The following is a 25,507-nucleotide window of genomic DNA, read 5'->3' as shown; positions in this document are numbered from 1 at the left end:
ACGCGCGAAGCGCGAGCCGGGACCCGGAATGCCGATAGCTGCCCCAGATCAGCAACGCATCACGTCGCACTGGACGATGCTCCGCATCGCCAGGGGCGCGCTGCATTGCATCCGGGGCACGAGAGTTTGTTTGCGCGGTGATTGCGTCATCCGCTCGCACCGGCCAAAATGCCCGTCAACCGCTCCCCCAGAAACTCATCGGAGGACATCATGGGAACCGCCATCACCTTCAAGCGCCCGGATGGCAAGGACGCCTCGGGCTATCTCGCCAATGCCGCGCGAGGCAACGCGCCGGGCGTGGTCGTGATCCAGGAATGGTGGGGATTGTCGGATCAGATCAAGGGCCTGTGCGACCGCTTTGCGCTGGCCGGCTTCGATGCGCTGGCGCCCGATCTCTACAAGGGCAAGGTGGTGCCGTATCACGACACGGACAGCGCCAACAAGGAGATGAATTCGCTCGACTTCATGGACGCCACCACGCAGACGGTGCGCGGCGCCACGCAATATCTGTCGCGCAACGGCGCCAAGGTCGGTCTGACCGGATTCTGCCTCGGTGGGGCCGTGACCATCATCGGCGCGACCAAGATTCCGGAGCTCGCGGCCGGCGTCGTGTTCTACGGCATCCCGCCGGAGCAGGCGGCCAAGCCTGCCGACGTCAAGATCCCGCTCCAGGCCCATTTCGCCAACAAGGACGATTGGTGCACGCCGGAGCTGGTCAACGGCTTCGAAAAGGCCATGAAGGCGGCCGGCAAGTCGCTGGAGCTTTTCCGCTATGACGCCGAGCACGCCTTTGTCAACGAGCAGCGCCAGGCCGTGCACGACCGCGAGGCCGCCGAGCTGGCCTGGGGCCGGGCGACCGAGTTTTTCCGCAGGCATTTGGGGTAGGAGGCCCTAAGGTCTTCCGGTGAGAGCGACTTTCCGTCTCGATGTAGACCAACTACACTGGATCCGTTCCGCTATATTGCCGCAGTGGAGCGGAGCTAGAGTCATGGCCGAGCCAGACACGCATGATGATGTCGCTAAGGTGGCAAGCCACACCTTGGCGTTTCTGCGTTCGCTCGACAGGAAGATGGACTTGGTTCTGGAAACTCAGGCCCGCCATACCGAGCGTTTGGGACGTCTGGAGCGCGACGTCGCGGAAGTTCGCCGGGACCTGACCGAGATCAAGAGCGACATCGCGCTTCCTGAGAACAAGACGCTGACTGCCACAAACGGAAATTCTTTCGCTGCTGCATCGCATCGAGCAATCGGCGGTGCCCGCGATCGATCAGTTTGAAGACGTGCCCCCCCAGCCGGTAGCCCAGGTAGCGCCCTTGACGCCGCCCCCGCGCCGTGGTGTTAGTTCCCCCATGAGCACCGCCGTCCGCCCAGCCCGTCTTTGGTGGCGCACCTCCTAACGAGGTGGCCGGTGCGATTTTCCTTTCCCAAATCGTCTGAGGTCGCCAACGCAGTGCGGCGGCCTGATCGTTTGTCCTGTGTGGCGTTCCCTCGGCAAGTTTCGTAAGAGGACGACATGAACAGGACAGTCTTTGCCCTCCCGGCCAGAAGCGACTATGTGACCCGCGCGGGGCTTGCGATCACGCGCGTGGCTGAGCAGTTTACCGGCGGCGCGAGCCGGCTCGACGACCTGATCAATCTGCTCGACCGCCGCCGCGGCGTGGTGCTGTCATCGGGCACGACCGTTCCCGGTCGTTACGAGAGTTTTGACCTCGGCTTCTCCGATCCGCCGCTCAAGCTCGAGACTACGGGCGTCAATTTCAAGCTCGAAGCGCTCAACGCGCGAGGAGAGGTGCTGATCGCCTTCCTCGGCGACGTCCTGCGCGAGCCCTGCGTCGTGATCTCCGAGAAGACGCCCGTGCGCCTTGCCGGCCACATCGTCCGCGGCGATGCGCCGGTCGATGAGGACCAGCGCACGCGGCGCGCCAGCGTGATGTCGCTGGTGCGCGACATCATCGCCGCCTTCTCCGCCAATGACGACGGGCTGCTCGGCCTGTTCGGCGCCTTCGCCTACGACCTCGTGTTCCAGATCGAGGATCTCGAGCAGAAGCGCGCGCGCGAGCAGGACCAGCGCGACATCGTGCTCTATGTGCCCGATCGCCTGCTGGCCTATGACCGCGCCACCGGCCGCGGCGTCGTGCTCGCTTACGATTTCGCCTGGAATGGCAAATCCACCGCAGGCCTGCCGCGCGAGACCGCCGAGAGCCCGTACCTGAAGACGCCGCGCCAGGGCTTTGCCGATCACGCGCCCGGCGAATATCAGGCCACCGTGGAGACGGCGCGCGCCGCCTTCGCGCGTGGCGATCTCTTTGAAGCCGTGCCGGGACAGCTGTTCGCCGAGCCCTGCGACCGCTCGCCGGCCGAAGTCTTCCAGCGTCTCTGCGTCATCAACCCCTCGCCCTACGGCGCGCTGATGAATCTGGGAGAGGGAGAGTTTCTCGTCTCCGCCTCGCCGGAAATGTTCGTGCGCTCCGACGGACGTCGCGTCGAGACCTGCCCGATCTCGGGCACCATCGCGCGCGGCACCGATGCGATCGGCGATGCCGAGCAGATCCGCCAATTGCTGAACTCGGAGAAGGACGAGTTCGAGCTCAACATGTGCACCGACGTCGATCGCAACGACAAGGCGCGCGTCTGCGTCCCCGGCACCATCAAGGTGCTGGCGCGCCGGCAGATCGAGACTTATTCGAAGCTGTTTCACACCGTCGATCATGTCGAGGGCATGCTGCGCCCCGGCTTCGACGCGCTCGATGCGTTCCTCACCCACGCCTGGGCCGTGACCGTCACCGGCGCGCCAAAACTCTGGGCGATGCAGTTCGTCGAGGATCACGAGCGCTCGCCGCGGCGCTGGTATGCCGGCGCGATCGGTGCGGTGAACTTCGACGGCAGCATCAATACCGGCCTCACCATCCGCACCATCCGCATGAAGGACGGCCTCGCCGAAGTGCGCGTCGGCGCCACCTGCCTGTTTGATTCCGATCCGGCCGCAGAAGACCGCGAGTGCCAGGTCAAGGCCGCCGCACTGTTCCAGGCGCTGCGTGGCGATCCGCCGAAGCCGCTGTCGACCTTCGCACCGGATGCGACCGGTTCAGGTAAGCGGGTGCTGCTGATCGACCACGACGACAGCTTCGTGCACATGCTGGCCGATTACTTCCGTCAGGTCGGCGCGGAGGTCACCGTGGTCCGTTATGTGCATGCGCTCGACATGCTCAAGCAGAAGACGTGGGATTTGCTGGTGCTGTCGCCCGGTCCCGGACGTCCCGAGGATTTCGGGATCAAGACAACGATCGACGCGGCGCTTGAGAGGAAGCTGCCGGTGTTCGGCGTCTGCCTCGGCGTGCAGGCGATCGGCGAATATTTCGGCGGCGAGCTCGGGCAGCTCACCCATCCCGCCCACGGCCGGCCCTCGCGGGTGCAGGTGCGCGGCGGGCGCCTGATGCGCAATCTGCCGAACGAGATCATCATCGGCCGCTATCACTCGCTGTATGTCGAACGCGACAGCATGCCGGAGGTGCTGTCCGTCACCGCCAGCACCGAGGACGGCGTCGCCATGGCGCTGGAACACAAGACCCTGCCGATCGCCGGCGTGCAATTCCATCCGGAATCGCTGATGTCGCTCGGCAATGAGGTGGGGCTACGTATTGTTGAAAACGCGTTCCGGCTGGATGCGCGTGTCGATTGAGAGGCACCAATGACCTTTGACCATGACATCAAGGCGAGCGTTCGCACCATCCCCGACTATCCCAAGCCGGGGATCATGTTCCGCGACATCACGACCTTGCTCGCGGATGCGCGGGCCTTCCGCCGCGCGGTCGACGAACTCGTCAATCCCTGGGCCGGCAACAAGATCGACAAAGTCGCGGGCATGGAGGCGAGGGGGTTCATCATCGGCGGGGCGGTGGCGCATCAACTCTCGGCCGGCTTCGTGCCGATCCGGAAAAAAGGCAAGCTGCCGCACACCACGGTGCGCATCGCTTATTCGCTCGAATACGGCATCGATGAGATGGAGATGCATGTCGACGCGATCCAGCCCGGCGAGCGTGTGATCCTGGTCGACGACCTCATCGCCACCGGCGGCACCGCGGAAGGCGCGGTGAAGCTGCTGCGCCAGATCGGCGCAAACGTCGTCGCTGCCTGCTTCATCATCGACCTGCCCGAGCTCGGCGGCGCCGCCAAGCTGCGCGCCATGGACGTGCCGGTGCGCACGCTGATGACGTTCGAAGGGCACTGAGCCGCCGCAGCGGTCAAATCAGCTCGGCCTTCAGTTCGGCCCGCCAATGCAGCAGGCGCTCCTTCAGGAGCGCGTTCCTGACATAGGCGCTCTCCTCGTCGTCCAGACGCTCGCATTCGCCAAACGTCAGGCCGGCCTCGCCATGCGCGGTCCAGGCGGCCTGGAGGCCGCGGCAGGGGTGGCTGCCCTGGCGCAGCGAGAACCAGATGCGGTTCTGAATCGTCTCCAGATTGGGCGCCTGGCCGACCCAGGCCTCGCCCGAGGCCGCGCAGCGCACGACGAAAACGCCCGCAATGGTCCTGCGCTCCTTGTAGGCGGCGATCGCTGCCTTCCGGTCGATGCTCATGGGGGCGGGCCTTGTTGAGGACGTTGATGCGCAACCCGAGTAGCGGCAGGCCTGCCTTCTGTCAATATTACCCGGGTAAAATAATTCAGGACCGTTGCAGGATCAGGCTGAGTTCAAGCTCGCGGAAAGCGAGGTAATTCCGCCGGGTCCATTGGTGCAGCTCGGTTGAGGCGTCCTTCTCCTGGCGCAGATAGCCGGTGAAGGAGAAGTTCAGCCGATCGATATAGGTCTTGAGGAAGCCGGGCAGCGCGGGCAGGCGCAACAGCCGGCCGCCGGCCATCGCGGCCGGCAGCTCGCCGCGCACCACATATTCGTTGTCGACCGTGATCAGGTTCATGCGCGGGATCTGCCCGCGCAGCATCTCATGGGCACGGGTCGAGGCGCGGTCGGTGTCGGCAACGAACAGGATCTGGGGCGCGACATGGCGGCGTGCTGCTTCCTTCAACAGGCCGATCTCGTCGGTCATCTTGAAGAACTCGTCGAAGGCGTGGAAGCCGAGGTCGATCACCTTGGCAATTCCGTCATCGACGATGACGCGGTCCATCAGCTGCATCTTGCCGTAGGTGTCGATCACGTCGGCGGTCTCGGTGACCCCAGGCAGATAGTCGAGCAGCGACGGCTCCTTCAGATTGACGTCGAAGGCCGCGACATTCCCGTTCTTGAGCAGCAGGAATTCGGCGAGCAGCCGCGCCAGCAGGGTCTTGCCGACCTGCGGGCGGGGCGAGCAGATGATGTAAACGGGCGTCGCGGGCATCACGAACTATTATCTGAGCGAAGTCACCGCCCAATCCAGCCGTATCCGCCCGGGGTCCGCAACTATTTTTCGCTGTTGCGGGTGGCGGGCTTCGAACCGACGATGTCGGTCAGGCGGATGCGGTCGAATTCGCTCCAGACGTTGGCAAGCCAGTGCCGGACATAGCCGCGCAACACGAAGGAATAGTTCGCGGCCTCGTCGTTGATGCCCTTGTTCGCGACGAATTTCAGGAACGGGACGGACGACACCTCGACCTGCTCGTAGGCCATTTCGTTGAGCTTGGGAATGGTCAGCTCGGTCGCGTCCTTGATGCGGTGGAAATAGGAATTATAGGTCGCCTGGTCCCACTGGAAGAACTGGGTGTCGTTGATGAAGTTCTTCACCAGGAAATATTTTGCGCCGGTCATGAAGCCCGCCGTTTCGGCGATCTCCTCCAGCGAGGCGATCGACGGTCCCAGGATGTGGAACACGGCAAACGTGATCTGGCCAGCCTTGGCGGCGTCGAGGAAGCCGATGTCGCGCAGCGAGGCGAGGGCCGGCGAGAGCAGGCCGGCGCGGACGTCGATCACCGTCACCGACGGGCTCACCGCGTTGAGTGTGTCGAAGATCTTCATCTGATCCGACGTCGTCGTCATGTCGACGATCTCGGTGATGTCGGGGTGGAAGCGTTTCAGGGTTCCGCGCGGCGACTCCGTGTCGAAGGCGCGCGTCGGCACGTTGTTGGCTGAGAAATAATCGAGCAAGGTGCGCGACACCGTGGTCTTGCCGACCCCGCCCTTGTCCGCGCCCACCACAACCACTGCCGGCTTTGCCATTGCTGTCCCCTAACGCGCGCCCCCGATCGCGAGGTCGCAATCGGCCGGGCCCCAAATCGATGTCCCAAGGATGTCCCAAGTCTGCTGTTGGGCGCGAACATGGCAGAAACAAGGGAGAATTCAATTCCTTGGCATGTCGAAACGGCAATTCCCGAAGTTTTTCCCAATCGCGGCGAAACTGCCGCGCATGGCGGCACACCGCATGCTTAATGACGGCCCCAAGGACCCATGGGATTGCCTATGGGATTGCCGATCGGATTGCCCGGGTTGCTGCTCGCTGTTCCGGAGGGGCCGGGTGCGGGCACGGGCGGCGGAGCGTGTGGGCCGCTGGCATCGTTCCAGGGGCCGTGATTGAGCGGCGGCGGGGCGTCCTGCTGGTCGGCTTGCGCCTCGGGCTCGTCCGTTTCCTCGGCCGGCGGTAGCGGACCCGGATCATGGCCGCCGGCAAACTTGACCAGTGCATCGACCCTCGATTGCACCGAAGGGTGGGTTGCGAACAGATCGGCAAAGCCTTCGCGGGGATTATCGACGCAGAGCTCCATCACGGCCGAGGTCGCGCCGGGCAGCTCGCCGCGATTCTCGATCTTGCGCAGCGCCGAGATCATGGCGTCAGGATCTTTGGTCAGCTCAACGGAGCCGGCGTCAGCGAGATATTCGCGCGACCGCGACAGCGCGAGCTTGACCACCTGAGACAGCAGCCAGGCCACCACGATCAGCACGATCGCGATGATGATCACGATCACCGCGCCGCCGCCGGAATTCTTGCTGTCGCTCGATGACGAGGACGACCGCGACGACGAGGAGGAGCCCGAAGACCATGAGCCGCCGGAGCCGGAGCTCCAATTGAAATTCGTGAACAGGCGGAAGAACAATTCGCCGAAGAAGCCGACCACGCCAGCGATGATGACGGCGACCACCATCATCTGGACGTCGCCGTTCTTGATGTGGGTCAGCTCGTGGCCCAGCACCGCCTCGATCTCCTTGTCATTCAGCGCATCGAGCAGACCCGTAGTGACGGTGATGGAATATTGCCTGGGATTGAGGCCGGTCGCGAACGCGTTCAGCGCCGGGCTCTCCATGATCTTCAGCTTCGGCATGGTGATGCCGCGCGAGATGCAGAGGTTTTCAAGCAGGTTGTAGAGCCGCGGCTCTTCCTGCCGGGTGACGTCGTGGCCGCCGGTCACGGCATCGATCATCGACTGGTGGAAGAAATAGGCGATCACGATCCAGGCCGCCGCCACGACCGTCGCGACGGGCGCGGCCTTGAGCAGGTCGGTGAAGGCACGGCTCAGATAATAGGCGACCGTGCCATTGCCGTTGATGACGACCTCGGCAACCAGCGCGCCGGCATAGACCAGCACGTAGACCAGCGCGAACAGGCCGCCGAGCAGCAGCATCGAACGAAATTTGTTCGAGGCGATGTGCGTGTAGAGACCATACGCGGCCATGACTGCTTCCTAATCCTCGTCATTCCGGGGCGATGCGACAGCATCGAGCCCGGAATCCCGAGCTCAGTCGCTCGATCGAGATTCTCAGGTGCGCAACTGCGCACCATAGTTCGCGTCTGCGACGCGCCCCGGAATGACGAAGGTGAGATAACGTCAGAACTTCACCTGCGGCGCCGCCTCGACCTCGGTGCGGCTGGCGCCGAGATCGAAGAAGTCCTTCCTGGTGAAGCCGAACATGCCGGCGAACAAGGCGGCGGGCATCTGCTGGATGCCGGTGTTGTATTCCTGGACCGCGCTGTTGAAGAAGCGGCGGCTTGCTGCGATCTTGTTCTCGAGGTCGGAGAGCTCGGATGCGAGCTGCTGGAAATTGGCATTGGCCTTGAGGTCCGGATAGGCCTCCGACAACGCGATCAGCCGGCCGAGCGCGCCGGACAGCTGGTTCTCGGCCGCGGAGACCTGCGCCGGACCCTGCGCCGACATCGCCGAATTGCGCGCCTTGATGACGTCGTCGAGCGTGCCGCGCTCATGCGAGGCATAGCCCTTCACCGTCTCGACCAAGTTCGGGACCAGATCGTGACGCTGCTTGAGCTGCACGTCGATATCGGCAAAGGCCTGGCCGACGCGCTGGCTCAGCGCCACCAGGCGGTTGTAGGCGCTGAACGCCAGAAACACGAGGACGACGATGACGCCGAGAACGATCCAGCCGGTCGACATGGAGAACTCCTGAAGGGGGAAGAAGGCGGGCCGCTAGGATAGACCAAATTGGCGCCGAACGAGAGCCCGGTACAGGGGGAGGTGAGACTTGGTCGGATGAGAAGCCCCCCGCGTTCAAGGCAAAAGCCCCGGACGAGGTTAACTTTCGGCAATGACGGCGTCGCCCCAGCGCCAGCGCCGGGCACTTGCATAGGCCGCCTTGTCGCGTCGTGGGACTTTCGCCAGCGCGACACCTTCCTCGGTGCAGAGCTTCGCCGCGATCTCGGCCTTGCCGACGTCCGGTGGCGCCAGCACGCGCGTGGCGCGCGTGGCAGGCGGGGTGCGGGTCAGGGCGACGTAGATGAAGCGCTCGTCCTCGAATGGCACCTCGGCGCCCTTGATCTGGCGGTGCGCTTGGGAGCGCGGCAGGCGTTGGGAGAAATGGCACCAGTCCGGCGCGACGAGCGGGCAGGGCCTTTCGTGCGGGCAGGGCGCGGCGACGAAGGCGCCGGCCGCGATCAATTGCTGACGCAGCGCGAGGATGCGGGCGTAGCCGGCGGGGGTGCCGGGCTCGATCACGACCAGCGCGTGGCGCGCTTTGGCCCACATCGCCGCGGTCAGGGCGCGCTGCTCGCTCTCGCCGAGCTCGCCGATGACGTAGCTGGCGACGACGAGATCGGCTTGCGAGACCTCGGCGAGGTTGCCGCCGGCATCGCCCGGCAGATAGCGGCACTCCGCCAATCGCGAACTGTCACGTGCGAGTTCGAGCGCGAGCCGGCTCAGGGTGGCATTGGCGTCGAGCAGGGTGACGTCTTGCAGCGAGGGAAAGGCCTCCGCGGCCGCCCAGCTGGCGGTGCCTGGACCGGCGCCGACGTCGAGCAGCGTCTCCGGCGCGAGGTCCGGTGCGATCTCGGTGAGTGCATTCAGGCTGGCCGCCACAGCCGCGTAGGTCGCCGGCATGCGGGCGAGCGCGTAGGCGAGCGCATCGGCCTCGGATTTGATCGCGCCGGAGCCGCCACCGGCGCGATAGGTGGTCGAGATTTTTTGCGAGCGCTGGGCCGCGTCGGTGCGGGAGAAGCCTTGCAGCTTGCCGTCGAGGGCGGCTTTGAGTTCAGCGGGGAGGGTGGGGGCTATCATCATCCGCAGTCATGCCCGCGCAGGCGGGGCATCCAGTACTCCGAGACAGCGTCGTCAACCGAGAAGCCGCGGCGTACTGGATCATCCGCTCCAGTGCGCAATTTGCGCACAAGGCGGATGATGACGTCAATGGGTGTGGCGCGACCGCCGCGTCACGCCACGTTCTGGTCGAGAATGTCGACGGCCTCGGCGAGGCTCACCGACACCAGCTGCGACACGCCGCGCTCGGCCATGGTGACGCCGAACAGACGGTTCATCCGCGCCATCGTGATCGGGTTGTGCGTGATGATGATGAAGCGCGTGTCGGTCGAGCCGGTCATCTCGTGCAAGAGGTTGCAGTACCGTTCGACGTTGTGATCGTCGAGCGGCGCGTCGACTTCGTCCAGCACGCAGATCGGCGAAGGGTTGGTCAAGAACACCGCGAAGATCAGTGCCATCGCCGTCAGCGCCTGCTCGCCGCCCGACAGCAAAGACAGCGTCTGCGGCTTCTTGCCCGGCGGCTTGGCGATGATTTCGAGGCCCGCTTCCAGCGGGTCGTCGCTTTCGATCAGGTGCAGCGCGGCCTCGCCGCCGCCGAACAGCTCGACGAACAGGCGCTTGAAATGGTTGTTGACGACCTCGAACGAGGTCAGCAGGCGCTCGCGCGCCTCCTTGTTGAGGCTCTGGATGCCCTGGCGCAGCCGCTTGATGGCTTCGACTAGGTCGTCGCGTTCGGTGACCAGACCGGTGTGCTGGGTCTCGACCTCGCGCAGCTCTTCCTCGGCGCGCAGATTGACGGCACCGAGGCGCTCGCGGTCGCGTCGCATCTTTTCGAGGTCTTCCTCGATGTCGTGCAGCGGCGGCAGCTCGGCGCCGGGCTCGATCTCGGCAAGGCCTGCGACGGCCTGCGGCTCGACCTCGAGCATGTCGCGGATCTCGCGCTCGATGTCTTCGAGCCGGCGCCGTGCGCCTTCCATGCGCTCCTCGGCGCGCGCGGTGGCCTCGCGGGCGCTGGAGAGCGCCTCCAGCGTCAGCTTGGCGACGCGGTCGGTCTCGGCCATCGCGCTTTCCGCGGTGGCGAGCGCGTCGGCGGCCATGCGGCGGTCGTTCTCCGCGTACTCGATCTCGGTGATCAACGCGCTGCGCTTCTCGGCGAACACGGCGGGTGCGTTTTCGAGCTCGCTGCGCTCGATCGTGAGCTCGGCGATGCGGGCCTGGATGGTGTCGATATGGGAGGCCGCGCTCTCCTTGCGGTTCTGCCACTCGGTGCGTTCGGCGAGAATCGCCTGCACGCGGCGGTCGGCGAGCTCGGCCTCGCGCGCCAGCGCCTGCGCTTCGGCGCGGACCTGGGCGGCCATGCGGCGGTGGCCTTCGATGTCGCTGCGGACGGCGGCGAGCTGGGTCTCGGTGTCCTCGCTGGACGGCAGCTCACTGATGCCGGCTTCGGCATATTCGTAGGCGGCTTCGGCCTCGGCGCGGTCGGCGGCGAGGCGGCTGTGCGCTTCCGACAGCGTCGCCTTGCGCGCGGCATGGCGGCTGATCTCGCGCTCGGCGTTGGCATGGCGCTCGCGTGCGACGTTCAGCTCGCGCTGTGCGGCGCGCCAGGCTTCGCGACTGGCACCCTCGGTGCTGGCCGCCATCTGCAACTCGGACTCTGCGTTCTCCAGTGCCTGGCGCTTGATCTGGGCGTCGATGCGCGCCTGCTCGAGCTCGTTCTCGATGTCGACGAGGCGGGCGCGCTCGGCGAGGCGGCGGGCGGCGCCGGTCGGGGCATGAGCCGCCGCGACAAAGCCGTCCCAGCGCCAGACATCGCCTTCGGGCGAGACCAGACGCTGTCCGGTCTTGAGCTGCGAGACCAGCTCGGCACCGCGCTCGCGCGGCACCACGCCGATCTGGGCGAGGCGGCGGGCCAGCTCGGCCGGCGCCTGCACGTGATTGGCGAGCGGCACGGCGCCTTCGGGCAGCTCCGGATCGCCTTCGGCGTGGCCGACATTGGTCCAGCGCATCGGCGCCGACGGGTCGATCGGGGCGTCGAGATCGTCGCCGAGGGCGGCGCCGATCGCTTTTTCAAAGCCTTTGTCGACGGTGATGCCGTCGATGATCGGCGGCCACAGATTCTTGGTCTCGCCGTTGACGATCTTCGAGATCGTGCGCGCCTCGGTCTCGAGTCGCTGCACGCGCTTGTCGGCCTCGACCAGCGGCGAGCGCGAGGATTCCAGCGTCTGGCGGGCGGCGACGTGGGCAGCTTCGCTGGCTTGCGCGGCTGCTTCCGAAGCCGCCAGCGTCTGCTCCGCGGTCTCGACCGTCGCCGTCAGCTCGTCGAGGTCGCCGAAGCCGCCAGTCTCGGCGGCAAGCTTCTGCTCTTCCGCGGCGACGTTGGCGATCTCCTGGTCGAGCCGGGCGAGCTTGTCACGATGGGTGCGGACATTGGCCTCGAGCTGATTGCGCTTGGCGGTGAGGTCCGCGAGCGCGGTGGTGAGCTCGGCGAAGCGCTGCTCGGTTTCGGTCAGCACCGCCTCGGCCTCGGCGACACGCTCGTCGACGCCGGAGCGCTTCTCGACGCGCGACTTGATCTCTTCCTTCAGCTCGGCATCTTCGGTGTCGAGCCGCTGCAGCGCGACGTCGGCATCCATGGTTTGCTGCTGGGCGCGGGAGATGTCGCCCTCGAACTGGGCAAGGCGGCGCTCGAGCTCGGCGACGCGCTCCTTGGCGCGCTCTTCCTCGCGGTCGAGCAGCTCGCGGGCATTGGTGAGGCGCTGCAGCCCGGCTGCGGCGCGCGCTTCCGCATCGCGCAGCGCCGGCATCTCCGCGGCGCGGATCGCCTGGATGCGGGCGGCTTCGGCCTGGTGCTGGGTGCGTTCCGCCATCTCGCGCACGGCGAGATCGTGGGTCTGGCCGGACTCGTTGACGTCGGCATGGGCGCCGATCCAGCGCAGGTGGAACAGGGTGGCCTCGGCTTTACGGACCTTGGCCGCGACCTCGCGATAGCGCACCGCCTGGCGGGCCTGCTTCTTCAGACCCTCCATCTGGCCTGCGAGCTGGCCGATCACGTCCTCGACGCGGGTGAGGTTGGTTTCGGCGGCCTTCAGCCGCAGCTCGGCCTCGTGGCGGCGGGCATGCAGACCGGCGACGCCGGCGGCGTCTTCCAGCACGCGGCGGCGCTGCTCGGGCTTGGCCTGGATGATCTCGCCGATCTTGCCCTGGTGGACGAGAGCAGGCGAGCGCGCGCCGGTGGCAGCGTCCGCGAACAGGATCTGCACGTCACGCGCGCGCACGTCGCGGCCGTTGATACGGTAGACCGAGCCCGCTTCGCGCTCGATGCGGCGGGAGATTTCGAGAAGCTGGCTGTCGTTCATTGCCGCCGGCGCGGTGCGATCGGCGTTGTCGATCGTCATCGTCACTTCGGCGTGGTTGCGCGCCGGACGGTTGCCGGAGCCGGCGAAGATCACCGCGTCCATGTCGGCCGCGCGCAAGCTCTTGTAGGAGGTCTCGCCCATCGCCCAGCGCAGCGCCTCGACGAGATTCGACTTGCCGCAGCCGTTGGGGCCGACCACGCCGGTCAGGCCGGGCTCGATGACGAAGTCCGTGGGCTCAACGAAGGACTTGAAGCCGTGAAGGCGCAGGCGGGTGATTTTCATAAGCACGCATCTCTGTTGGCAGGCGCGAATCCCCCTGCCGGGACAATACCATGGAAGGCAATGTCGCTATCCGGGCGAGTCGCGCGAGGCGCCTCATGCGGCTGGACAATGGCCGCGGTATGCTGCGAGGGCAACCGGCGAAAGCCGCTTTTCCCAAGGGATTTATGCCGGGAAAGATACGGCTTTGGATGCGCGAATCAGATTTGTAGCGTTTGCGAATCAGCTCTTCAGCAGCGGATTGATCTTCTTGGCGAACTCCTCGAACGAGGCTTCGCCCTTGATCTTCTCGCCGTTGATGAAGAAGGTCGGCGTCGAATCGACCTTGAGCACGTCGCTGGCGTATTTCTGGTCGGCGGCGATCTTGTCGAGCAGCGCCTGGTCCTTCAGGCAGGCTTCGACCTGCTGCTGGGTGAGGCCGGCCTGCTTGCCGATCCGCGTCAAGGTCTCGGTGGTGTTCTTCACCACCCAGTCGTTCTGCTGGCGGAACAGCATGTCGGTGACCGCGAAGTATTTCGGCGCATCGTCCTTGGCGACGCAGCGCGACAGCATCGAGCCGGCGGCGGCTTTGATGTCGAGCGGGAACTCGCGGAAGATGTAACGCACCTTGCCGGCGTCGATGTATTCCTTCTTGATCTTGGGGAACACCTGCTCGTTGAAGGCGGCGCAGTGCGGGCAGGTCATCGAGGCGTATTCGGTGATAGTGACGGCGGCGTCCTTCGGACCCAGCGCCATGTCGGGCAGCGACACCGGCTTGGCCACGTCGGCAGCAGCTTGTGCCGATGCTTCAGGGACCATGGCCTCGGAGATGAACCGCAATGGCGAGAACCCGGCGATTGCGGCAAGCCCGGTCAGCGACAGCATCGTGGTGAAGGCGCGGCGGGTGATGATCACGGTCGGCTCCCGAATTGGCGTGGTCGTGCCCAAGGGGTTTATCGAGTTCCCACACGGGCGGCCTGTCGCTAGCTTGAAACGTGGTTTGAGGCAATGGCGTGCGGCCAGGACAGGTCCAGATTGGCCGCGAAATAAGGCTCAATTTCGCTTGATGGCAGCCCCGAGCCGGGCCAGCGCCGTCTTCAGGTCTTCATCTTCGATATCTCCCAGGCTCTCCGCCACCTTGGCAACGCTTTTGGGATCCGGCGGGCCGGGCCGCTTCCGGGCCCGGGGCCGCGACAGGGGCGCCTGGCGGAAGGCGAGCTTGCCGACCGCGCTCCAGCCGAAGAAGCGGTTGACCCGCTCCAGGATCACATCGGCGGAATGCTGGATCTCCAGCGCCATCGGCCCCTCGACCCGTAGTACCAGGGTCGCCGGCTCCTGCGGCTGGCCCTCGACCGGCCGTGGCCATTGCATCTTCAGCGGCTCGGCATGAGCCGCGATCTCGGCTCCCGCAATCTGCGCCCATCGCGTCACCAACTCGCGCGCCGCGAACCCCTGCTTGGCATAGGCCTCGGCAAAGACGTCGTTGAGCAGGATCCCGAGCGGCTTTGCGCTGATCGGGCCGGGTTTGTAGATGGGACCGGATTTGGACATGGGCCCTTATAGCATTTCGGCGGGCGGGCCACATGTGCTTCGCCGTCATGGCCGGGCTTTGTCCCGGCCATCCACGTTCTCCCGCGAAGAAAGACGTGGATGCCCACGACGAGCGCGGGCATGGCGTGGAGAGATCGACGTAACGTCGTTAGGGTGAGAGCATGAGCCCCAAATCTGCCCTTAAGGCCAAGCCGGAACCCGCGCCGTCGAAAGCAACATCGCGCCCGGCACTGCTGCTCGCCTGGTACGACCGCCACCGCCGCCGGCTACCCTGGCGCGCCGGGCCGGGGCAGGCGTCGGACCCGTACCGCGTCTGGCTGTCGGAGATCATGCTGCAGCAGACCACGGTGAAGGCGGTCGGGCCTTACTTCGAAAAATTCGTCGCGCGCTGGCCGGATGTCACCGCGCTCGGACGGGCCTCGCAGGACGACGTGCTGCGGATGTGGGCCGGGCTCGGCTATTACTCGCGCGCGCGCAACCTCTATGCTTGCGCCGTCGCGGTGACGGGCGAGCATGGCGGCGTCTTTCCGGACACTGAGGAGGACCTGCGCGCGCTGCCGGGGATCGGGCCGTACACGGCGGCGGCGATTGCGGCCATTGCGTTCGACCGCCGCACCATGCCGGTCGACGGCAATATCGAGCGCGTGGTATCGCGGCTCTTTGCCGTCGAGGAAGAACTTCCGCAGGCCAAGCCGCTGATCCAGCAATTGGCGGCGACGTTGCTGGCCGACAGCCGGGCCGGCGACAGTGCGCAGGCCTTGATGGATCTCGGCGCCTCGATCTGCACGCCGAAGAAGCCGGCCTGCTCGCTGTGTCCGTTCAACGAGGATTGCATCGCACATGCGCAAGGCACGCAGGAGACCTTTCCGCGCAAGGCGCCGAAGAAGAGCGGCACGTTGCGCCGCGGCGCCGCTTTCGTGGTGACGCGCGGCGACGAGCTGCTGGTCCGCACCCGGCCGGAAAAGGGGCTTCTCGGCGGCATGACGGAGGTGCCGGGTTCGGATTGGGTTGCCGGCCAGGACGACGCCACCGCGAAGCGGCGTGCGCCGGAGTTGAAGGGGTTGTCGCGCTGGCAGCGCAAGGTAGGCGTGGTCACCCACGTCTTTACGCATTTTCCGCTGGAACTCGTGGTCTACACGGCGAAGGCCGAAGCGCGCACGCGCGCACCCGAGGGCATGCGCTGGGTGCCGACCGCGACCCTGGCCGGTGAAGCGCTGCCCAACGTCATGCGCAAGGTGATCGCACGCGCACTGAACCTTCCACCGGGCCGATCCTCCTGACAGCACGTTGGCAGCAGCGTTGCGCTACGAGATTGCGCAACGGAGGCTGCCAATGGTCAAGACCGCACTCGACAACTTTCCAAGACCGCCCTGTGCCGAGCTGCTGGGATGGCGTCTGCTCGATGCCCGTCCGGAGGAAGGCTGGATCAAGCTCGCCTTCGCGGGCAGGCCGGAGTTCTGCAATCCGGCGGGCTTCATTCAGGGCGGCATGCTCTCGGCCATGCTCGACGACACCATGGGCCCGGCCGTGCTGGTGATGAGCGAGGGCCGGCTCTACACCACCACCATCAGCATGACCGTGAATTTCCTCAGCCCGGCAAAGCCCGGGACGATTATTGGCGAAGCGAAGGTGATCCAGCTCGGCAGGACCATTGCGTTCGTCGAGGCGAAGCTGATGGCGGAGGATGGCACGGTGCTGGCGACGGCGAGCGCCAGCGAGCGGCTGCTCGAAGCGGCGAGGGTGCTGAAGTGAGGCGGGTCTCGCTCCCTCGCCCCGTTCTTACGGGGCCGCGACGAGCTTCGCTCGCGCTGAGAGGGTGGGGTGAGGGGCCTCTCTCCAAACGTGAGACTGTCGTGAGACCTGTACCCCGCTCACCCGGATTGCATCTTCAATGCAATCCGACCTCTCCCCGCAAGCGGGGCGAGGTGAAGGGAAGTCCGCCGCGGGATGATGGGCTAACCCGCCCGCGCGTCCTTGCTCACGATCGGCGGCTTCGCGTTCAACGCTTCCACCTGGAATCCCGCAACGCGCTTGTAATTCGCGGCGATGTCTTCAAGCTCCTGTTGCGACAGCACGTCGGTGACGACCTTATACCCGTCGGGCGCGCGCTCCTCGACCAGCTGCATCACCTGCTCGGGACCGTTCTTGCGGTTGAGCAGGACGAGATCGGTGGTGGCGGGCCGGCGCTCGGCCTCATAGGCAAGCAGCGCCGCGGTCGTCGGGCCATGCGCGAGAATCTCGCGGGTGATGACGCGGGCATCGAGGATCGCCTGCGAGGCGCCGTTCGAGCCGATCGGGTACATCGGGTGCGCGGCGTCGCCCATCAGCGTGACCTTGCCAAAGGTCCATTGCGAGACCGGATCGCGGTCGACCAGCGGATATTCATAGGCATGCGGGCAGTTTCTGATCAGACCGGGCACGTCGAGCCAGTCGAAGTGCCAGCTCTCGAACCAGGGCAGGAACTCTTCCAGCCGCGCGGTGCGGTTGTAGTCTTCGCGCCGCCACTGATAGGTCGGCGGCATGTGCCGCTCGGCGACCCAGTTGATCAGATGGTTGCCGGACGCGTCCGGTTCCTTGCTGATCGGATAGCAGACGAATTTCAGGATCTCATGCCCGGCCATGATCATGGTGCGCCCGGTGAGGAAGGCTTTCGCCGGCGTGACGCCGCGCCAGAGGATGCGGCCGTTCCAGATCGGCGGGCCTTCGTTTGGATAGAGCTTTTCTCGCGCGGCGGAATGGATGCCGTCGGCGGCGATCAGGATAGCGCCCTCATAGGTCCCTGCGGCCTTGCCGGTTGCCCGGTCGATGAACTCGGCGCGCACGCCGTCTGCAGTCTCGGTCCATCCGGTCAGATGATGGCTGGTGAGGATATTGTCGCGGCCGAGCCGCTCGACCGCGGTGTCGAGCAGGAGCTGTTGCAGCGTGCCGCGATGGATCGAGAATTGCGGCCATTTGTAGCCGGCCTCCAGCCCGCGCGGCTCGCTCCAGATCGGCTTGCCGTGCTTGGAGAAATAGGCGAGCTCGCGCGTCCGCACGCCGCTGGCGTCGAGCTTGTCCAGCAGCCCGAGCTCGATCAGCTCGCGCACCGCATGCGGCAGCACGTTGATGCCGACGCCGAGCGGCTTCAGCTCGGCGACGCTCTCGAACACTTTTACGGGAACGCCGATTCCGTGCAGGCTGAGCGCAAGCGTCAGCCCGCCGATGCCGCCACCGGCGATGAGTACCGTCATGACAAATCCCCCTCCGATTGACGGCGTCTTCGCACAGCCGGGCGGCCGTGGGCAACTGCGAAGAGGTCGCCTATGGACGGCGCGGCGGTGGGCCGCTAACCTCGGATTTTCCCCACGAGGTCCGACATGCTCAAGCTCTACTACGCCACCGGCACCTGCGCGCTCGCCACCTACATCACGCTGGAGGAGGCCGGCGCCGACTACACGGCCGAGCGGCTGAGCTTCAAGGACAACCAGCAGAACAGCCCGGATTATCTCAAGATCAACCCGAAGGGCCGCGTGCCGGCGCTGGTGACCGATCGCGGCATCCTGACCGAGACGCCCGCGATGCTGGTTTACGTCGCGCAGACCTTCCCCAAGGCGAAGCTCGCACCGCTCGACGATCCCTTCGACTTCGCCCAGGTGCAGTCGTTCAACTCCTATCTGTGCTCGACCGTGCACATCAATCATGCCCACAAGATGCGCGGCGCGCGCTGGGCGACCCAGGAGAGCTCGTTCGCCGACATGAAGGCGATGGTTCCGAAGACCATGGCCGCTTGCTTCGCGCTGATCGAGCAGAAGATGTTCAGGGGACCCTGGGTGATGGGCGAGCAGTACACGATCTGCGATCCCTATCTTTACACCCTGTCTACTTGGCTCGAAGGCGACAGCGTCGACATCAATGCCACGCCCAGGATTGCCGACCATTTCAAGCGCATGTCCGACCGCCCTGCGGTGGCAAAGGTCATGGCTGCCCAGAAGGCGTAACAAAAGGCGGTGTCGTCCCGGGCAAGCGTCAGCGCAGACCCGGGACCCATACCGCGGATTCTGTCGATTTCGCTCGGTCGTCGTCCCGAACGAATAGGCTTCGCCAAATTCCTACCTATGGCTATGGGTCCCGGATCTACGCGCGCTTTGGGCGCGCAATCGAGTGTGTTGGGAGGACGTTCGACCCAGCACGCAGCTCTTGTAAGGTGGGCAAAGGCGCTCTGCGTCGTGCCCACCATCTTTCCACGTCGACGAGTGTGGTGAGCACGCTTCCGCCTTGCCCATCCTACGAGAGCTTGCGCTTGGCTTGCTCCAGCTCCCGTCCCGTCTCCAGCATCAGCCGCCGCAGCCAGATCGAGCCAGGGTCCATCTGGGCCCGGGTCGGATGGAACATGAACTGCTCGTCGACGCCGGGGTCGAGCGGCGGCGTCACCGTGACGAGCCCAAGCTGCTTCGACAGTGCCGCGATCAGCCGACGCGGCACGAAGGCGACGAGGTCGGTACGGGCAGCGACGTGCAGTGCCTCGAGATAGCCTGACACGACCAGCGAGATGTGCCGCTCGATGCCCTTGGCCCGCAGCCAGGTATCGATCAGATCCTCGTTGGCGCCCCGGATGATCACGCCGACATGGCGCGCGGCCAGGAACGTCTCGCGTCGCTTCAGCTTCGCAGCCATTGGATGGCCGCGCCGCACGGCGAGGGCGTCGCTGTCGGTGTAGAGCAGCTGGCGATGGAATCCCTTGAAGGCGTTGCCGATCGAGATCACGAGATCGATGGTGCGGGCGAACTCGGCGTGGAAGATCGCCGACCCTCGCCACGGCACGACGTCGATCCGGACGCTGGGCGCGGCCCGCGTCACCTTCTCCATCAAAGGCGGCATCAACAGCTCGACCGCGAGGTCCGGCATCATCAGACGGAATTGCCGCTCGCTGCGCGCGGCATCGAAGTCGTCTGGCACGAACAGCCCGCGCACCTGGTCGAGCGCCTGCGCGAGCGGCGCGCGCAGGGCCAGCGCCCGCGGGGTCAGCTCCATCCGCGCGCCGGTGCGCACCAGCAGCGGATCGCCAAAGATGTCGCGCAGGCGTTGCAGCGCGTGGCTCGTCGCCGGCTGCGACAGCCGGATACGCATGGCGGCGCGGCTGACACTGGCCTCGCGCAGCAGCGCATCGAGTGCGGTCAGCAGGTTGAGGTCAAGCGAATTCAAATTCATGAAGTGAATAGATATCATATTCTCTATCGATTTGAAGAATTCTCGTTCGACCGCGATGATCTCCGTGTTGCCCACCAAACGGAGATGCCGCCATGAGCGCGAGCGCCAACAAGAAACTGATGCAGGATATTTTCGCCGCCGCCGCCAATCCCGATCCGGCCGCGCGCGATCGCGCCCTGTTCACCGCAAGCCTTGCCGAGGATGCCAAATGGGTCGTCACCGGCCAGTATTCCTGGTCGCGCACCTTTTCGGGCAAGGAGGCGATCCTCAATGATCTGCACGGCTATGTGCGCACCCGCCTGCGCGACCGCACGCGCACGGTCGCGCACCGCTTCATCGCCGACGGCGATGTGGTCGTCGTGGAGGCCAAGGGCGACAACGTCACGCCCGAGGGCGTGCGCTACGACAACGACTATTGCCTGGTGTTTCGTCTCGAAGGCGGCAAGATCAAGGAGATCCGCGAGTATTGCGACTCGATCCTGACCGAGAGGGCGCTGGGCTCGTTTCCGCAAGCACCCGTGAGGGCTGCGAGCTGACCGGATTGGACGATGTCGGGTCCACCGGCCGGCCCTGTCCGCCACACCTCGCAACGCGTGTGCGGATGTGGCGAACGCTGGTGGACCTCGTGCGGGTCCGGCGACAGCGGTCCCGGGTCCGGTGCCAACTCGCTGCGATGACCGAGCGGGAGCTTCAGGACTGCGGGATGACCCGCGCCGAGATTGCCTACGAACTGAACAAGCCTGTGCGGCGGAAATAAATCGACGACGAGGAAGCGGCAGCGAGAGCAGCATCAAGGTGGCGCAGAAACTGAAGGAGATCGGCGTGCCCTTCATCTTCGCAACCGGCTATGGCGAGCGCGCGCCGCTTCCGGCCGAGCTTGCCTCGTCGGCGCCGGTCGTCCAGAAGCCGTACACACTCGAAGTGGTCGAGAGCGCACTCGGCAAACTGCAGGCGCCCTTTAATAGATCGCGTGCCACGCTATGCATGACGCTGCGGATTCTTGCATGACTTCGCATAGCTGCCGATAAAATCAGCAGATCTTATGTGCGACGATGCGCGCACGCGCGAAGAATTTGAAGGTTCAATTAACGAGTGTCCTCCATTGTGTCGCGGTGCAGCGTGGGTCGCAAGGACGCGACGCGCGGCTGCCAGGGTGGCCGGTGACGATCGCCGGAATCGTTCGGCCGCTCGAAGTGAAATGCATCTTGGTGGACAGTGGGAATGCCGAAGTTTCGTTTGCGGATCAGGGGACGCCTGTACGCAGGCTTCATGGCCCTGGTGGCGGTTGGTCTCGTGATGGCGGTGGTTGCCGTCTGGAATTTGCGGGCGGTGCAGGATCAGGTCGCAAGACAATCCGCGCTCTCGGACAGCACGGCGCGGGTGCTGGAGATCTCGACCCACCTTCAGGCGATCCAGCGCGCCAATCTGCGCTACGTCTACGATGCCAACGAACCCGCGATGAAGGAGGCGCAAGAGCGCGAAACCGCGGCGACCGAGCTGTTGCGGGTCGGCGCCAAGGGAACGCTCTCGGAGGAGCGGCGGGCGCTCTACAACGGCCTTATTGAAGATGTCGCCAAGATGCGTAGTCTGCGTGACAATCTCGGGGACGCCGTCAACGAGGCGAGAACGGGCAAGGCGACGCTGCTGCCGAGCGGCGAGGATCTGGCCGTCAAGATGGGCAAGCTGGTCGATGCGGCGCGCGCAGCGGTCGATGAAGATACCGCGGCGCTCGTCGCCGACCTCGAATCCAGGGTCCTCCTCGTCCGGATCGCAAATTGGCGCTTCCTGGCGCTGCGCGACGCCCAGGGGCCGGCCAACTTCCGGGCCAGTGTCGACAGGGCGGCGCAACGGCTCGCGGCGATCGAAAAGAGCCCGCAGGCCACGGAATTGCGATCCACGCTCGCGCCGGTGAAGACCGCGCTCGGTATCTACAAATCCGCGTTCGAGACGACCTCCGCCGCGATGCTCCAGGCCGACGAGATCTATCACAAGAACCTCGCGCCGCTCATCGTCGACAGCATCGGCAGGCTCAAGGCCGCGGAAACGACCCTGAAGAAGGACTATCAGGACTCCCGCACCCATGCCGAAGCGGTGATCGCCGGCACGACGACCGTCCAGGAGGTTGCGGGCGGTCTTGCCGTCCTGTTCGGCGGCATCGTCGCGTTCCTGATCGCCCGCAGCATCGTCGGTCCTCTGACTTCGATGACACGCGCGATGGGGCTGATTGCCGGCGGCAATCTCGAGGTCGAGGTCCCCGGTCGTGGCAAGACCGACGAGATCGGCGACATGGCCAAGGCGATCCAGGTGTTCAAGGACAACATGATCGACACCGAGCGCATGCGCGCGGAGCAGACCGAGCTCGAGGCGCGGCAGGCCGAAAGCCGCAAGAAGGACATGGTCAGGCTGGCGGACCAGTTCGAGCAGGCGGTCGGCGAGATCGTCAACACGGTGTCGTCGGCATCGAACGAGCTCGAAGCCTCCGCCGGCACCTTGACCACGACCGCCTCGCGGGCGCAGGACCTGTCGACGGAGGTCGCCAGCGCCTCGCAGGAGGCCTCGGCCAATGTGCAGGCGGTTGCCTCGGCGACCGAGGAGCTCTCCTCCTCGGTGTCGGAGATCGCACGCCAGGTGCAGGAATCCGCCCGGATCGCCGGCGAGGCCGTCGGTCAGGCGAGCAGGACCAACGCGCACGTCGGCGAGCTCTCCAAGGCCGCCGCGCGGATCGGCGACGTGGTCGAGCTGATCAGCACCATCGCCGGCCAGACCAACCTGTTGGCACTGAACGCCACCATCGAGGCGGCGCGCGCCGGCGATGCCGGCCGCGGCTTTGCCGTGGTCGCCTCCGAGGTCAAGGCGCTGGCCGAGCAGACCGCAAGAGCCACCGGTGAGATCGGCCAGCAGATCTCCAACATCCAGGCTGCGACCGAGCAATCGGTCGGCGCCATCAAGGAGATCAGCGGCACCATCGAGCGGCTGTCGGAGATATCGTCGACGGTGGCCGCCGCCGTGGAGCAGCAGGGCGCGGCGACGCAGGAGATTTCCCGCAACGTCCAGCAGGCGGCGCATGGCACGCAGCGCGTCTCGACCAATATCGGCGACGTGCAGCGCAGCGCGTCGGAGACCGGATCGGCCTCGTCGCAAGTGCTGTCCGCGGCACGGTCGCTGTCGGCCGACAGCAACAGGCTGAAGCAGGAAGTCGCCAAGTTCCTCAGCTCGGTCCACGCCGCCTGAGTCCTGAAAGCAAATGGGCCACGCGCATGCGCGTGGCCCGAACAGCGTCGTCGCGCGATCAGGCGACCTTGGTCGTCATGTGCTTGAACATGTTGGCGCGCGCCTCGTCGTCCATCTCGGCCTTGAAGGTGAACTTGTCCTTCAAGGCGATCGCGCGCGCTGCTGCGGGGCGCGCCGAGATCTCGTCGACCAGCCGCTTCACGTTCGGGTATCGCGCGAAGGCGTCGTCGCCGAGCTTGAACGGCAGCATCCGCGCCCAGCCCCACAGCGCCATGTCGACGATCGAATAGTCGTCGCCGACCATGTAGCGGCGGCCTTTGAGGTGGCCGTCGAGAATCTTGTAGTGGCGGTCGGTCTCGTACTGGTAGCGGTTATGGGCGTAGTCGTGGTTCTGGTCCTTCGGCGCAAAATGCTTGAAGTGCACCGCCTGGCCCGAATATGGGCCGACGCCGGTTGCGATGAACATCAGCCATGACAGCGTCTCGCCGCGCACGCTCGCGGCGGGCAGGAACTTGCCGGTCTTCTCGGCGAGGTAGAGCAGGATGGCGTTGCTGTCGAACACGATGGTGCCGCCATCGTCGATCGCCGGCACCTTGGCGTTCGGATTGATCTTGAGAAATTCCGGCGTGAACTGCTCGCCCTTGCGGGTGTCGATCTTCACCGGCTCGAAAGGCAGGCCGGCTTCTTCCAGGTAGAGCGCGACCTTGGTCGGGTTCGGCGATCCGTTGAAATAGAATTTGAGCATCGATCTCCCCAGGGTTTGTTGCCAGACGCGAATGCAGCGTCATTGCCGCGCCGCTTCTCTTGCCCGAACCGCGTCGGAGAGGGCAACCGGCGAGTTTGCCGGGCGGCACCTGCGCGCCACGCAGATCAGCCGGCGTAACAAAGCCCGATCGCCGCCGTAAGGACCATCGCCGCGCCGACCGCCTCCAGGCGCAGCCCGAGCCGCGCGGCGAGGTGCATGTCGGAGGCGCGCGCCTTGCGCTCCGATCCGCGGGCATAGCCGTGGACGATGACGTCGTGATTGAAATTGTCGTGAGCCTCGTTGCTGCTGGCGAGCCCGACAGAGATGACGAGCACGCCGAACAATGCGAGGCCGAAGAATCCGAGCAGGGCGATCAGGAACATCGGAAACATGCCGACCAGAAAGATCGGCAGCAGCGGCACCAGCAGCAATGTCTCGGACTGTCGTCGCATGGGAGCAGGCCGGCCAGGACGGAGGCTGATCGGGCGAATCTAGTGCTGGCTGTCGCCCCGTTCAAGGTGCCGTAGGGTGGGCAAAGGCGCGAAGCGCCGTGCCCACGAAATCTGTGTGTCTTGGAGAGATGGTGGGCACGGCGCGAGGGCGCCTTTGCCCACCCTGCAGGACCGCCGAAAGCGGCTACTCCGCCGCCATGCCGGCGCGGATCTCGGCGCGCAGCTCGTCGATCAGCTTGAGACCTTTCTTGGTCTCGACGTGCCAGAAGGTCCAGCCGTTGCAGGCTTGCGCGCCTTGTGCCACCGCGCCGATGCGGTGGATCGAGCCGACCTTGTCGCCGAACATGATGGCGCCGTCGGCGCGCACCAGGGCGCCGAGCTTCTTCTTGGCGTCGAACAGCTTCGTGCCGGGCATGATCATGCCGCGCTCGATCAGTTCGGAGAACGCGACCCGCGGCGCCTCGCGCGCGGTCATGAACGGGGCGAGGCTCGCTTCCGGCAGCGGCTCGACCGCGGCGATGCGCGCTTCGGCGGCCTTGGCGTAGGTCTTGTCGCGCTCGAAGCCGATATAGGAGCGGCCGAGGCGTTTTGCGACCGCACCGGTGGTGCCGGTGCCGTTGAACGGATCGATCACGAGATCGCCGGGCTTCGACGAGGACAGCAGCACGCGCGCGAGCAGGCCTTCCGGCTTCTGCGTCGGATGCACTTTCTTGCCGTCGGCGCCCTTGAGGCGCTCCTCGCCGGTGCAGAGCGGAATCAGCCAGTCGGACCGTGCCTGCACGTCCTCGTTGGCGGCCTTCAGCGCCTCGTAATTGAACGTGTAGCCCTTGGCCTTCTCGTCGCGCGCAGCCCAGATCATGGTCTCGTGCGCATTGGTGAAGCGGCGGCCGCGGAAATTCGGCATCGGGTTCGACTTGCGCCAGACGATGTCGTTCAGGAGCCAGAAGCCGAGGTCCTGCATGATCGCGCCGACGCGGAAGATGTTGTGATAGGAGCCGATCACCCAGATCGTCGCCGACGGCTTCATCGCGCGGCGGGCGGCAAGCAGCCAGGCGCGGGTGAAATCGTCATAGGCGGAGAACGAATCGAATTTGTCCCAGTCGTCGTCGACGGCGTCGACGTGGGATTCGTCGGGGCGCTTGAGATCGCCCTTGAGCTGGAGATTGTAGGGCGGATCGGCGAACACGAGATCGACCGAACCGGCCTGAAGCTTCGACATCTCGGCGACGCAATCGCCGAGGACGATGCGATGCGACGGAGACTCGAAATTTGTGCGGGGCGCCCTTGCAGACGCCCCGCGACGCGACTCTACCATGACTCAAGAACT

The 25,507-nt window shown here is 65.6% G+C and carries 24 protein-coding genes and 1 pseudogene; 11 read left to right on the top strand and 14 right to left on the bottom strand.

The window, feature by feature from the left end; all coding sequences use genetic code 11:
* Positions 1–210: 210 nt before the first annotated feature.
* The 4 genes from XH84_RS00910 (at position 211) to XH84_RS00895 (ending at position 4,228) form a co-directional block, all read left to right on the top strand.
* A complete protein-coding gene (locus tag XH84_RS00910) occupies positions 211–885 on the top strand; it encodes a dienelactone hydrolase family protein (protein ID WP_128916627.1) in 675 nt (224 codons plus the stop codon).
* A 103-nt stretch (positions 886–988) separates the two neighbouring features.
* Entirely contained in the window at positions 989–1,276 is a 288-nt protein-coding gene (locus XH84_RS00905) for a hypothetical protein (RefSeq protein ID WP_128916628.1), read from the top strand.
* 237 nt (positions 1,277–1,513) lie between these two features.
* Positions 1,514–3,679: an anthranilate synthase component I gene (locus XH84_RS00900; protein ID WP_128916629.1), complete on the top strand. Its 2,166-nt coding sequence runs from the start codon at positions 1,514–1,516 to the stop codon at positions 3,677–3,679.
* A gap of 9 nt (positions 3,680–3,688) precedes the next feature.
* Entirely contained in the window at positions 3,689–4,228 is a 540-nt protein-coding gene (locus XH84_RS00895) for an adenine phosphoribosyltransferase (RefSeq protein ID WP_018323310.1), read from the top strand.
* Positions 4,229–4,241: 13 nt separating this feature from the next.
* Here the strand turns inward: XH84_RS00895 and XH84_RS00890 are convergent, their stop codons facing one another.
* From XH84_RS00890 to XH84_RS00850, 9 genes are all read right to left on the bottom strand, one after another.
* Positions 4,242–4,574, bottom strand: a complete 333-nt coding sequence (locus XH84_RS00890) for a GIY-YIG nuclease family protein (RefSeq protein WP_128916630.1) — start codon at positions 4,572–4,574, stop codon at positions 4,242–4,244.
* A gap of 85 nt (positions 4,575–4,659) precedes the next feature.
* Positions 4,660–5,328 (bottom strand): P-loop NTPase family protein, encoded by a 669-nt coding sequence (locus tag XH84_RS00885; protein WP_164935888.1) that lies wholly within the window; start codon positions 5,326–5,328, stop codon positions 4,660–4,662.
* Between the two features lie 62 nt (positions 5,329–5,390).
* Positions 5,391–6,143 carry a P-loop NTPase family protein gene (locus XH84_RS00880; protein WP_128916632.1) on the bottom strand — a complete coding sequence of 251 codons (753 nt, stop codon included), beginning with the start codon at positions 6,141–6,143 and terminating at the stop codon, positions 5,391–5,393.
* Between the two features lie 206 nt (positions 6,144–6,349).
* A complete protein-coding gene (locus XH84_RS00875; protein WP_128916633.1) occupies positions 6,350–7,591 on the bottom strand; it encodes a M48 family metallopeptidase in 1,242 nt (413 codons plus the stop codon).
* Positions 7,592–7,744: 153 nt separating this feature from the next.
* Positions 7,745–8,305: a LemA family protein gene (locus tag XH84_RS00870; RefSeq protein ID WP_128916634.1), complete on the bottom strand. Its 561-nt coding sequence runs from the start codon at positions 8,303–8,305 to the stop codon at positions 7,745–7,747.
* Positions 8,306–8,443: 138 nt separating this feature from the next.
* Positions 8,444–9,424 carry a small ribosomal subunit Rsm22 family protein gene (locus XH84_RS00865; RefSeq protein WP_128916635.1) on the bottom strand — a complete coding sequence of 327 codons (981 nt, stop codon included), beginning with the start codon at positions 9,422–9,424 and terminating at the stop codon, positions 8,444–8,446.
* 149 nt (positions 9,425–9,573) lie between these two features.
* Positions 9,574–13,038 carry a chromosome segregation protein SMC gene (smc, locus tag XH84_RS00860; RefSeq protein ID WP_128916636.1) on the bottom strand — a complete coding sequence of 1,155 codons (3,465 nt, stop codon included), beginning with the start codon at positions 13,036–13,038 and terminating at the stop codon, positions 9,574–9,576.
* 219 nt (positions 13,039–13,257) lie between these two features.
* Positions 13,258–13,929 carry a DsbA family protein gene (locus tag XH84_RS00855; protein ID WP_128916637.1) on the bottom strand — a complete coding sequence of 224 codons (672 nt, stop codon included), beginning with the start codon at positions 13,927–13,929 and terminating at the stop codon, positions 13,258–13,260.
* Between the two features lie 138 nt (positions 13,930–14,067).
* Positions 14,068–14,565 (bottom strand): DUF721 domain-containing protein, encoded by a 498-nt coding sequence (locus XH84_RS00850; RefSeq protein ID WP_128916638.1) that lies wholly within the window; start codon positions 14,563–14,565, stop codon positions 14,068–14,070.
* Positions 14,566–14,726: 161 nt separating this feature from the next.
* Between XH84_RS00850 and mutY the strand changes: the two genes are divergently transcribed.
* Complete coding sequence (gene mutY, locus XH84_RS00845) at positions 14,727–15,845, top strand: A/G-specific adenine glycosylase (RefSeq protein ID WP_128916639.1); 1,119 nt, start codon at positions 14,727–14,729, stop codon at positions 15,843–15,845.
* A gap of 52 nt (positions 15,846–15,897) precedes the next feature.
* Positions 15,898–16,317, top strand: a complete 420-nt coding sequence (locus tag XH84_RS00840; RefSeq protein ID WP_128916640.1) for a PaaI family thioesterase — start codon at positions 15,898–15,900, stop codon at positions 16,315–16,317.
* Positions 16,318–16,520: 203 nt separating this feature from the next.
* On the opposite strand, the gene XH84_RS00835 is transcribed toward XH84_RS00840, so the two are convergent.
* A complete protein-coding gene (locus XH84_RS00835) occupies positions 16,521–17,795 on the bottom strand; it encodes a flavin-dependent oxidoreductase (protein WP_128916641.1) in 1,275 nt (424 codons plus the stop codon).
* Between the two features lie 126 nt (positions 17,796–17,921).
* Here XH84_RS00835 and XH84_RS00830 point away from each other — a divergent pair, with 126 nt between their 5' ends.
* Entirely contained in the window at positions 17,922–18,542 is a 621-nt protein-coding gene (locus tag XH84_RS00830; protein ID WP_128916642.1) for a glutathione S-transferase family protein, read from the top strand.
* 286 nt (positions 18,543–18,828) lie between these two features.
* Here XH84_RS00830 and XH84_RS00825 read toward each other — a convergent pair whose 3' ends face one another.
* A complete protein-coding gene (locus tag XH84_RS00825; protein ID WP_128916643.1) occupies positions 18,829–19,752 on the bottom strand; it encodes a LysR family transcriptional regulator in 924 nt (307 codons plus the stop codon).
* Between the two features lie 92 nt (positions 19,753–19,844).
* Here XH84_RS00825 and XH84_RS00820 point away from each other — a divergent pair, with 92 nt between their 5' ends.
* The 4 genes and pseudogenes from XH84_RS00820 to XH84_RS00805 all read left to right on the top strand — a co-directional run bounded on the left by XH84_RS00820 (position 19,845) and on the right by XH84_RS00805 (position 22,983).
* Positions 19,845–20,288, top strand: a complete 444-nt coding sequence (locus XH84_RS00820; protein ID WP_128916644.1) for a nuclear transport factor 2 family protein — start codon at positions 19,845–19,847, stop codon at positions 20,286–20,288.
* Between the two features lie 65 nt (positions 20,289–20,353).
* Complete coding sequence (locus XH84_RS00815) at positions 20,354–20,509, top strand: YjiS-like domain-containing protein (protein ID WP_128916645.1); 156 nt, start codon at positions 20,354–20,356, stop codon at positions 20,507–20,509.
* A 17-nt stretch (positions 20,510–20,526) separates the two neighbouring features.
* A pseudogene (locus XH84_RS00810) lies at positions 20,527–20,760 on the top strand (response regulator); the annotation flags it as partial.
* A gap of 213 nt (positions 20,761–20,973) precedes the next feature.
* Positions 20,974–22,983, top strand: a complete 2,010-nt coding sequence (locus XH84_RS00805) for a HAMP domain-containing methyl-accepting chemotaxis protein (protein ID WP_164935889.1) — start codon at positions 20,974–20,976, stop codon at positions 22,981–22,983.
* Positions 22,984–23,041: 58 nt separating this feature from the next.
* On the opposite strand, the gene XH84_RS00800 is transcribed toward XH84_RS00805, so the two are convergent.
* The 3 genes from XH84_RS00800 to XH84_RS00790 form a co-directional block, all read right to left on the bottom strand.
* Positions 23,042–23,728: a glutathione S-transferase family protein gene (locus XH84_RS00800; protein ID WP_128916647.1), complete on the bottom strand. Its 687-nt coding sequence runs from the start codon at positions 23,726–23,728 to the stop codon at positions 23,042–23,044.
* Between the two features lie 125 nt (positions 23,729–23,853).
* On the bottom strand, positions 23,854–24,180 hold the full coding sequence (locus tag XH84_RS00795) for a hypothetical protein (RefSeq protein WP_128916648.1): 327 nt from the start codon (positions 24,178–24,180) through the stop codon (positions 23,854–23,856).
* A 184-nt stretch (positions 24,181–24,364) separates the two neighbouring features.
* Positions 24,365–25,495, bottom strand: coding sequence for a site-specific DNA-methyltransferase (locus XH84_RS00790; RefSeq protein ID WP_128916649.1), 1,131 nt, complete (start codon positions 25,493–25,495; stop codon positions 24,365–24,367).
* Between the last annotated feature and the right edge of the window lie 12 nt (positions 25,496–25,507).

The sequence above is a fragment of the Bradyrhizobium nanningense genome, from assembly GCF_004114535.1.
GTDB lineage: Bacteria > Pseudomonadota > Alphaproteobacteria > Rhizobiales > Xanthobacteraceae > Bradyrhizobium > Bradyrhizobium nanningense.
Note: the sequence above shows the minus strand (reverse complement) of the source record. Positions and strands in the feature narration are given on the sequence as shown.

What these genes read in the sequence shown, in the direction of transcription:
- XH84_RS00895 (WP_018323310.1), top strand. Translation starts at nt 3,689, where the DNA reads ATGACCTTTGACCATGACATCAAGGCGAGCGTTCGCACCATCCCCGAC.
- XH84_RS00865 (WP_128916635.1), bottom strand. Translation starts at nt 9,424, where the DNA reads ATGATGATAGCCCCCACCCTCCCCGCTGAACTCAAAGCCGCCCTCGAC.
- XH84_RS00790 (WP_128916649.1), bottom strand. Translation starts at nt 25,495, where the DNA reads ATGGTAGAGTCGCGTCGCGGGGCGTCTGCAAGGGCGCCCCGCACAAAT.
- XH84_RS00840 (WP_128916640.1), top strand. Translation starts at nt 15,898, where the DNA reads ATGGTCAAGACCGCACTCGACAACTTTCCAAGACCGCCCTGTGCCGAG.
- XH84_RS00900 (WP_128916629.1), top strand. Translation starts at nt 1,514, where the DNA reads ATGAACAGGACAGTCTTTGCCCTCCCGGCCAGAAGCGACTATGTGACC.
- XH84_RS00910 (WP_128916627.1), top strand. Translation starts at nt 211, where the DNA reads ATGGGAACCGCCATCACCTTCAAGCGCCCGGATGGCAAGGACGCCTCG.
- XH84_RS00850 (WP_128916638.1), bottom strand. Translation starts at nt 14,565, where the DNA reads ATGTCCAAATCCGGTCCCATCTACAAACCCGGCCCGATCAGCGCAAAG.
- XH84_RS00870 (WP_128916634.1), bottom strand. Translation starts at nt 8,305, where the DNA reads ATGTCGACCGGCTGGATCGTTCTCGGCGTCATCGTCGTCCTCGTGTTT.
- XH84_RS00815 (WP_128916645.1), top strand. Translation starts at nt 20,354, where the DNA reads ATGTGGCGAACGCTGGTGGACCTCGTGCGGGTCCGGCGACAGCGGTCC.
- XH84_RS00805 (WP_164935889.1), top strand. Translation starts at nt 20,974, where the DNA reads ATGCCGAAGTTTCGTTTGCGGATCAGGGGACGCCTGTACGCAGGCTTC.
- XH84_RS00835 (WP_128916641.1), bottom strand. Translation starts at nt 17,795, where the DNA reads ATGACGGTACTCATCGCCGGTGGCGGCATCGGCGGGCTGACGCTTGCG.
- XH84_RS00795 (WP_128916648.1), bottom strand. Translation starts at nt 24,180, where the DNA reads ATGCGACGACAGTCCGAGACATTGCTGCTGGTGCCGCTGCTGCCGATC.
- XH84_RS00830 (WP_128916642.1), top strand. Translation starts at nt 17,922, where the DNA reads ATGCTCAAGCTCTACTACGCCACCGGCACCTGCGCGCTCGCCACCTAC.
- XH84_RS00885 (WP_164935888.1), bottom strand. Translation starts at nt 5,328, where the DNA reads ATGCCCGCGACGCCCGTTTACATCATCTGCTCGCCCCGCCCGCAGGTC.
- smc (WP_128916636.1), bottom strand. Translation starts at nt 13,038, where the DNA reads ATGAAAATCACCCGCCTGCGCCTTCACGGCTTCAAGTCCTTCGTTGAG.
- XH84_RS00905 (WP_128916628.1), top strand. Translation starts at nt 989, where the DNA reads ATGGCCGAGCCAGACACGCATGATGATGTCGCTAAGGTGGCAAGCCAC.
- mutY (WP_128916639.1), top strand. Translation starts at nt 14,727, where the DNA reads ATGAGCCCCAAATCTGCCCTTAAGGCCAAGCCGGAACCCGCGCCGTCG.
- XH84_RS00825 (WP_128916643.1), bottom strand. Translation starts at nt 19,752, where the DNA reads ATGAATTTGAATTCGCTTGACCTCAACCTGCTGACCGCACTCGATGCG.
- XH84_RS00875 (WP_128916633.1), bottom strand. Translation starts at nt 7,591, where the DNA reads ATGGCCGCGTATGGTCTCTACACGCACATCGCCTCGAACAAATTTCGT.
- XH84_RS00800 (WP_128916647.1), bottom strand. Translation starts at nt 23,728, where the DNA reads ATGCTCAAATTCTATTTCAACGGATCGCCGAACCCGACCAAGGTCGCG.
- XH84_RS00890 (WP_128916630.1), bottom strand. Translation starts at nt 4,574, where the DNA reads ATGAGCATCGACCGGAAGGCAGCGATCGCCGCCTACAAGGAGCGCAGG.
- XH84_RS00880 (WP_128916632.1), bottom strand. Translation starts at nt 6,143, where the DNA reads ATGGCAAAGCCGGCAGTGGTTGTGGTGGGCGCGGACAAGGGCGGGGTC.
- XH84_RS00820 (WP_128916644.1), top strand. Translation starts at nt 19,845, where the DNA reads ATGAGCGCGAGCGCCAACAAGAAACTGATGCAGGATATTTTCGCCGCC.